This is a genomic window from Fibrobacter sp. UWEL, assembly GCF_900142535.1.
Classification (GTDB): domain Bacteria; phylum Fibrobacterota; class Fibrobacteria; order Fibrobacterales; family Fibrobacteraceae; genus Fibrobacter.
In genome coordinates this window covers 1-7923 of record NZ_FRBE01000041.1, presented here as the reverse complement: position 1 = coordinate 7923, position 7923 = coordinate 1, and the positions used below count along the sequence as shown (strand labels likewise).

8 protein-coding genes are annotated in these 7923 nt (G+C 43.0%); 5 read left to right on the top strand and 3 right to left on the bottom strand.

The window, feature by feature from the left end; genetic code table 11:
- A partial coding sequence (locus BUB59_RS14610) for an ATP-binding protein (protein WP_143160433.1) occupies window positions 1-978 on the top strand: 978 nt, incomplete at its 5' end.
- Window positions 979-1083: 105 nt separating this feature from the next.
- Here BUB59_RS14610 and BUB59_RS14605 read toward each other — a convergent pair.
- From BUB59_RS14605 to BUB59_RS15075, 3 genes are read right to left on the bottom strand one after another with little or no spacing between them, the layout of a single operon-like run.
- The gene (locus BUB59_RS14605; RefSeq protein WP_073231345.1) at window positions 1084-2331 is read right to left on the bottom strand and encodes a hypothetical protein; all 1248 of its coding nucleotides are present in this window, start codon (window positions 2329-2331) and stop codon (window positions 1084-1086) included.
- Entirely contained in the window at window positions 2331-3320 is a 990-nt protein-coding gene (locus BUB59_RS14600; RefSeq protein ID WP_073231343.1) for an FRG domain-containing protein, read from the bottom strand. Before BUB59_RS14600 ends, BUB59_RS14605 begins: the two co-directional genes overlap by 1 nt.
- Window positions 3321-3323: 3 nt before the next feature.
- Window positions 3324-4652: an FISUMP domain-containing protein gene (locus BUB59_RS15075; RefSeq protein WP_083540368.1), complete on the bottom strand. Its 1329-nt coding sequence runs from the start codon at window positions 4650-4652 to the stop codon at window positions 3324-3326.
- Between the two features lie 714 nt (window positions 4653-5366).
- Here BUB59_RS15075 and BUB59_RS14590 point away from each other — a divergent pair.
- From BUB59_RS14590 to BUB59_RS14570, 4 genes are all read left to right on the top strand, one after another.
- Window positions 5367-5969, top strand: a complete 603-nt coding sequence (locus tag BUB59_RS14590; protein WP_073231339.1) for a hypothetical protein — start codon at window positions 5367-5369, stop codon at window positions 5967-5969.
- A 585-nt stretch (window positions 5970-6554) separates the two neighbouring features.
- Window positions 6555-7163: a J domain-containing protein gene (locus BUB59_RS14580; RefSeq protein WP_083540367.1), complete on the top strand. Its 609-nt coding sequence runs from the start codon at window positions 6555-6557 to the stop codon at window positions 7161-7163.
- Between the two features lie 29 nt (window positions 7164-7192).
- Complete coding sequence (locus tag BUB59_RS14575) at window positions 7193-7516, top strand: hypothetical protein (protein ID WP_073231332.1); 324 nt, start codon at window positions 7193-7195, stop codon at window positions 7514-7516.
- Between the two features lie 225 nt (window positions 7517-7741).
- Window positions 7742-7923, top strand: a 182-nt coding sequence (locus BUB59_RS14570) for a carbamoyl phosphate synthase preATP-grasp domain-containing protein (RefSeq protein WP_143160432.1), incomplete at its 3' end; no start/stop codon positions are given.

Genomic DNA, 7923 nt, shown 5'->3' with positions numbered 1-7923 from the left:
CGCTTCCTGGAAGACGCTACCGAACTTGACGTGGACTGCATCAGCGACGGCAAGCACACCGTTGTTGGCGCCATCATGGAACACGTGGAACCCGCTGGCATTCACTCCGGTGACTCCGCCAGCGTTATCCCGCCCATGACCCTCTCCAAGGACCTGCAGGAAAAGGTTCGCGGCTACGCAAAGGAATTCGCAAAGGAACTCCATGTGGTTGGCCTCATGAACATGCAGCTGGCCGTCAAGGATGGCGAACTCTACATGATCGAAGTGAACCCCCGCGCCTCCCGTACCGTGCCCTTCGTTTCCAAGTCCATCGGCGTGCCTCTGGCAAGCTACGCAAGCCGCTGCATGCTGGGCGAAACTCTCGAAGAAATCGGTTTCACCGAAGAAGTCCATGTTCCGTACGTGAGCGTGAAGGAAGCCGTGTTCCCCTTCGTGAAGTTCCCGGGCGTTGACGTGACCCTCTCCCCGGAAATGAAGTCCACCGGCGAAGTCATGAGCCTGGATCGCGACCGCGGCCTTGCCTACCTCAAGAGCCAGCTGGCCTCCGGCAACCGCATCCCGGGCCAGGGCAACATCTTCGTCTCCCTCAAGGACGAGGACAAGTCCCGCGCAGTGCCCCTGATCCGTCAGCTGGTGGAACTGGGCTACGGCCTCTACGCCACCCGCGGCACCTCCACCATGCTCTACAACGAAGGCATCAAGACACGCGCCGTGTTCCGCATTTCCCGCGGCCGCCCGAACCTGCTGGACCTCATCCACGACAAGGAAGTCCAGTGGATCGTGAACACCAGCGAGACCGGCGCCGAAGCCATGGTCGATGAAATCCAGATGCGCAGCAAGGCAGTGGTCAGCGGCGTGCCTATCACCACCACCATCGCCGCCCTCACCTCCACCGTCGAAGGCCTCATGGACAAGCATGACTACGGTAGATTCGAAGTCTGCTCGCTGCAGGAGTATCATAGACACATTGTGAAGTAATGGTTGTATGAGAGGGGAAAGCCTTCCCCTCGCTTCAGCCCCGGCCCACCCAAATTGTCAAGCCCGCCTCGCGCGGGCTTTTTAGCATTCAAGCAAAAATATAATTTAGGAATCTACCAGAAACGAGTATGGGTCAGGGAATTTATATGGACACAGATCATAGCGCAAATCATTGATTTTACGCCAAAGGTTATCAATCTCTTGATCAGAAAAAGAATCTGAACCAATCTGGAAAAACGAATAGTCCCCATCCACATCTTTTCGAATAAAATAGAAGTTACTTTCTGTTGAAGGAATTATAAACAATTCTCTCAAAATTGGGCTTGTGGAATCAGTCTCACGATTATGCAATACTTTCCCTGATTCCGAATAAATCTCGTCTGCTTCTCTGGAATCGCTCTTTGAATTTGCTGGATTTACATAGTCAAATCCGTATAAATCGTATATAACTTTGTATGATTTGGAATAAACTTCACTATGAAAGATAAAATTTGTGTTGAGAACACTTTTATTGTGATATTTTTCATCAATCCGGTCCACAGACCTTAAGTAATACTTCTCTGTAAAAACAAAGGCATCCTCCTCAGCGACATTTCTTACAAGGTTATCTTTTTCATTCAAATTTAAATGATTGAAGAATTTATCCCAAGCCTCTCGTCTTTTAACATCGTCGTATTTAATATTTTTCACAAAGTAATCAATAATACCCTTACACAGATTCTCCTTCTCTTGCCTTTCAGACTCTGAAAAATTGCTAAGGAAAGGAATCTTGAGAAACAAGTCATCTATCAATTCGTAAAATTTGAAATTATGCGTCTTTGATACTATGACTCCATTACTCCATTCAATACTTTTAATTATTCGTGAAGAACTTTTGGAATAGTTTTTGGGGGAGTTTAATATTTCTTCATCTAAGTATGCTCGATAAAAATTCCTAACATGAGTTTCTATCCACACATCGCGCTCGTTATCATAGCATTTTTTGAGAATCTCTTGACACGATTCTGCAAGCCTGTCTATTTGTTCTTTGTAGACTCTCTCCACAGAATCAATACGATCTTCTATGTTATGCATACGTATTCTATAAAAAATGAAACCACTTTGTAAAAAACAAAGTAATCCAATCAAGGCATATACAAAAGCAAAGTTTCGATCCGTCGAATAACTACTATTTAGGCAAGATATCACGGCTGCCAAGCAGGCAATTCCTAATACAAGTACAATAAAAGCATAAATTTTCTTGGTCCTATCAGTTCTATTTCCCATACCCAAACAAAACCAAAATACAAAAGGTAACCCACCCCATAGTAATATAGCCAATCCAATACCGGCAAAAATTTTTTCCAGCGTCATCAGTAACCTCTCATGCACGTTTGCCGATTCGTTAAGTTCCTAACAATCTCTGAAGAAAAAACATCTACATTATCTGGAAATAGGTGAACTTTGTCTACACCCAAAATAGATAGTTCAGACAGCAATTCTTTTTTATGCTCGCTACATATCTTCAAACATCTACAAAAAGGGGAATCCTTCTCAATTTTTGCGATTGAGGCTTCTATATATGGTGAATCCGGGTTTTGTTTGATTTCGTTTGGAAAGAGTAAAAATTTTCCTTGTTGTGCTTGGTGCCTTAATGCCCGTCGTGGAGGATTTACCACAACTGGGTGTAAAAATCCACGAATTTGATTTTCCCGATTCGAATAGAGTGATTTGTATTGTTCGTCACCAAAATAGGATTTACGAAATGCACGCTCATAAAAAGCGTCAAGAGACAGGCATCTTCCTTCTGTTAGTGAATATGAATCTGCATGTGCCTCCATTAACGGATAAATTGACGAATAAGAATGCATATCCAAGAACATGATTATTTCTCCATCGTTATTTTTACCGTTATCTGACTGGCAAGCAAAAAACAATGCAACAAGCAGGTTGCTTGTAACATCCAGTAACCTTGTCGGAATACCATAATGTTGTAGCAAAGCCAACTTTTCTAAGGGCCTATAACCCGGCTTGAAAAAATCAGGTTTCTCCGTCTGTGGAATTTCTATAAATTCTTTTTCGTGTATAAAGTTTGAATTCCGACCTAACCTGGGAATAATTTCATACTCCGCATTAGACTGACCTCGAAATAAAACCTCTGGATCAAACTTATTCATCATGTTCAACGAGGCAACATACAAATCACCTGAACCAGGATAAATCTTATTGAAATACCCACAAGCCGAATCCATCATTTCCCTTTTTGATGGAATCTTTTCCCATATCCGCTTAATATACTCGGAAATTAAGGGGCAACATTCTTTGCTATTTTCATATTCAAGAAAATCTGAAACCCTAGCCATCTGCTAATCCTTTATACAACGGACAGAATTTCCCGCAAAACAAGTCCAAGAAGTATTGGGAGGATTTATAGAAAAGCAACCATCATTGAAGAAAAAACCTGTTCGACCGTATATTCCCTCATAAACATCTTTATACTCATCATATGCTCCCTTGGGATTTATTTTTTTATACATATCCATATTTCCTGCTGGAAGAATATTAAACCCAATAGCATCAGTACCATTTCTATCAGTTCCATAGACGGTATCAAAATACGGCACGCCCCAGTCTCCAATGTAAGTATTTCCCTTCATATAACTTTTCCAATCATGTGTTGATTTTAATTGTTCTGCAGGGATAATTGTATCTATTTCAGCATTACCTTTCGCAATTGCAAAAAGAATTTTATAATCCTCTTTGTTAGGAATACGCCAGCCTTCAGGGCATATTTTGGTAAGAATAGAACTTTTATACAATTGTCCAAAAATCAAACAATTCTCTTCATCACGATCGTAACAATAGTTGTCAGAAACGTGATAGCAACGAGCTTCAGGATTGGCACAAGCATTGCCAGAATTTAATGGAGCTTTATTTACGGTGCTCCAATCGTAGTTTAGATTTTGTGCCATCCATGTTTGTGTCCCCCAAATATTTGTTTCATACGACACTGTCTTATAAATCTGATGATCTCTAGCATCCTCAAAAGAACCATAACTTATCTGAAATTTCAACTCAGCTTTAGAGGAACTTGAGGCTAACGAGCTGCTCGAAGAACGAATCACAATAATTTTGGAAGATGATGACGGATATTTCGAAGGATTATCACAATATTCTTCCGCACTAGTTCTACAGCAAACACTAGAATTACACGCAACCCCCGTAGCACCGATATGTGAGCCATTGCACTTTGAAACGGCTTGTGTATAGCAATTATTGTCCATATATGCTGAACTTGAACTTTCATTGTAGCGTGATGAGCTGCTCAGCTTAGATATTTGACACCACCCTAAAAACTGATCATTCTGACACATGTCTTTGCAAAATGAATGAAGTCCAACATTTCCATTTTGCACAAAACAAATTTGTTTACATACATTATAAAACATATTCCAGGCAACATCACAAGAAGCCAAACAGTCTTCTCCATATGTATTACTACACAATTTTTGGGGCGATTCGTAGCACGCACCTAGACCATCGCAATACATCTTTTCGGCACTTGTAGAAGAAAAAATTGTACTTGAGGGAATTTCTGTCGGAGAGGCATTGTCATCTCCGCACGCCGCGAAAAAGAATGAAGCAAGCGCCATCATTGTTAAATTCGCAAAACAATTTTTCATCTTTCGCACCATTCTGCCAAAGGCAATCTGCGAACAGCGGTCTTGTTCGAAAAGACGCAGTCCTTCCAGTGGTTCATCCCTTCGACAGGCTCAGGGACCTTAATCACCGACCTTCAGTGACCTTTTTATTCGATTCCGTACATTTTCAGAAAAAAGAAAAGGCATGGTGTCGCTCGGCTTATGCATCGGAGGCTCTGGTAAACCTGCTACCTTAAGCACGACGGAAATCGTCAGTCCAAATGACTAATCAAAACCGTGGGCAAACGCCCAACGACCCACACCCGATCGGTGTGAGCGTTCGTCTTATTCCCAAGGTAGCCGAGCCTAAGCCCGAAGAAATTTTACCAGAATTTCCGATGCGGGAACAAGAGTACTACTCTAATTCAATATGTCAGTAGAAATATACCAAAAGGTGAACGTCGCGGCAACCGGGCTTGCACGGCAAGCAAGGCTCGGAAGCAGCCCTAACCCCCACCCCACTTGCGCAATTCATCGGATAATTGCATATTATTGCCCAAAAGAGCACGACACGCAAGAGGTTAGGTGATTTCCGTGCATTTTTGTGTTAACGGAAGTTTGCAATAAGACGACCACCGATTTTCGCCCAATTCATAAACACCAAAGTCACCTAAGCTCCAGCAACCACTACACTTTTGAGCAACTTGCAAATGTTTTTTTTTGTTTACATTTGCTTTTGAATCCAACTTTCCAAGGTCCAATCCTTACATGAAGCTCAAATTTCTATCAATCCTTTTTGTCGCATCCACATTTTTCATCGGCTGCGACAACAACACACTATTTGAAACAGAGTATAAGTACGCATTTTTCTGCGAACAAGCCGGAAACGGGCAATTGCAATGCAAAGAAACTGCCAATCCCGATATCCGCTACACTCATGACGAACAACAATCAATGTTGTTGCAAATGGATATTCAACAAAAAAATCTTGCACAGGTTGGGCGACTGAAAGAGGGATTCGCTCTAGTCTTCGCCCATTTTGCCTTAGGAGCACCCATTACGGTAAGAATCTCCGAAACATCAGGGATTCCCCTGCTTGGCGGATGGCAGCACCTATTCGTACGCAGCGCAATGGGTGATTTTTCCGAAACGGTTTCTGACACAAGGGATTTGGGAGACGCCACTTCTTATGTCATAAGAAAAAAAATCGAGGGCATTACGTTCAACTACGCAATGATGGTCCCCAAGAATAAATCAAAGAACAACTATCTGATATTCTTAATGGAAAATGCAGATGCCATAATCGTCTATGGAAACAACAGTGACGCGGGAGAAAGGGCCATAGAATATTTGAACAGCAAGCTTAAGTAAAAAGTTCTATTAAAATTTTTCAGATTCATTTTCATTCAATCTAAAATGGAGATTACATAGATTATGGACTCTTTCGATTTGTTTATTGCCGGCCTGATTGTATTCCTTGTGATTTCGTTGATATTTGCCGCACAAAAGCGATATGTCGTGTATTTTGATGGATCGGACCTATTTGTTTCTGCACTGACATGGCTGGTACTACCTGGAACCTACTTATTTGTCAATTTTTTAGGATTGTCCGAAACATTCGCTTCAGTCCTGTTAATTCTTGCAGCCATTATAACAGTAATATGTTTTATTGCGTCTTTCGTAATGTGTTGTCATTATGATTATTCCGGAATACTTTGAGCCATCAGTCCGGTGTCAGAGAGCCAGTGTTCCGGAGAAAGAGAGCCATAGCTATTAGCAAGGAAAGCTTATGGCAGGATAAAACTAGATGTTGGTCATTCAAAGCATTGCGTGTGCCTTTAAACTGATTGTAGGCAGGCGGCTCGCGCGAATAGGCTTATAAAATCCCGCGCGGTCCCAACATACTGTATTTGACCAAACAAATGAGCTATAAACAGGTGGCTCCACAGGTCCGGAATGATGGCTCCCATTTTTCCGGACTGGCGGCTCCGCCGCTCCGGAATAATCAGTCATTACAATAAATCTATACTGGCAGGTTTATTTGTAGGAATTTTCAAGATCATATTTGCAGCCTTCGGCCTTCTACTATTAGTAGGAATGATATTCTCCGCAATCTCAGATGACAGAGACAACACAAACGCCTCGGGATGCTTATTCCTGATATTTACCATCGCATTCGGCCTCTTCGGACTCCTGGCGAAATGCATGATTAACGGTAATGCCGTTTATCAAAATCGCCAATGGACAATTCAAAACGAAGCACACGAAGAAAAAAATGATGACATTAACTCCGGCGACGAAGACGAGGAGGAGGACGAAGAAGATGATGATGATGACGACAATAATGATACAGAGGATGGACTTGATTGGGCTTACGAAATCCTAGAAGTATCCAAGGACTCCTCAGACGAAGATATCAAGCAAGCCTACATGAAAAAGATAAAGGAATCCCATCCGGACAAATTGCCTGCTAATACTCCCGAATGGATTATAAAAGTCGCCCAAGAAAAGTTTTCCAAACTACAGGAGGCGTACAAGGCTATTTGCGAGGCAAAGAAGCAGTAAGGCTCATGAAAAATTCTATGAGGTGAAAAATGGAATTACAGTTTACGGACTATGTTCGTTACAAATGTCCAAATTGCGGCAATGTAGAAAAACAGACGTGGGGTGTTGTCAGTATAAACGGTATTGGTAGCTGCTATAAATGCAATTGCCGCTATCCCGAAGATACCGAGATTGTACCCTGCGACCCCAATTTAGCTCGTGAATACAAGGAAGCTAAAGCTGCTCAAGCCAAAGCCAATAAGGAAGCGGCGGAGGCAGCTACAGCGCTAATGAATAACGCGGGTCCCATTACTTGTGGCTGCATCACGGTATTGGCTATTGTAGGCGGACTCATTTATTTTTTCCTTTTTTGACGATTCAAAACAGCTAAACATTTTTATTACGCATTCGCGTTAGGGATAGTTACCCGTATGGGCCGAGACTTGCGAAGCACGGCTCGGTGAGCGAAGCGAGTATAGCCCGACCCCGGCGGCGGTTCTGTTGAGCTGGTCCCGGGAGCCGGGGGAACGCCCAAAAGTCGAGAGCAACCCGGATAGCCACGCAGCGAGCCAAGCGAACATAAACTTGTTTATTTTCATTTGGCGAGCCAGGGGATAGAGGCGAAGCCTCCAACCGTTTCTACGGACTACGATACTTCTGACAAGCTTTACTTTGAACCGCTGACCCTCGAAGACGTGATGGGTATCTACGAACGTGAAAACTGCGCCGGCGTTATCGTTCAGTTCGGTGGTCAGACTCCGCTGAACCTTGCAATGCGCCT

Coding starts and splice junctions, on each gene's coding strand:
- BUB59_RS14600 (WP_073231343.1), bottom strand. CDS start 3,320: ATGGCTAGGGTTTCAGATTTTCTTGAATATGAAAATAGCAAAGAATGT.
- BUB59_RS14580 (WP_083540367.1), top strand. CDS start 6,555: ATGATGGCTCCCATTTTTCCGGACTGGCGGCTCCGCCGCTCCGGAATA.
- BUB59_RS15075 (WP_083540368.1), bottom strand. CDS start 4,652: ATGGTGCGAAAGATGAAAAATTGTTTTGCGAATTTAACAATGATGGCG.
- BUB59_RS14590 (WP_073231339.1), top strand. CDS start 5,367: ATGAAGCTCAAATTTCTATCAATCCTTTTTGTCGCATCCACATTTTTC.
- BUB59_RS14605 (WP_073231345.1), bottom strand. CDS start 2,331: ATGACGCTGGAAAAAATTTTTGCCGGTATTGGATTGGCTATATTACTA.
- BUB59_RS14575 (WP_073231332.1), top strand. CDS start 7,193: ATGGAATTACAGTTTACGGACTATGTTCGTTACAAATGTCCAAATTGC.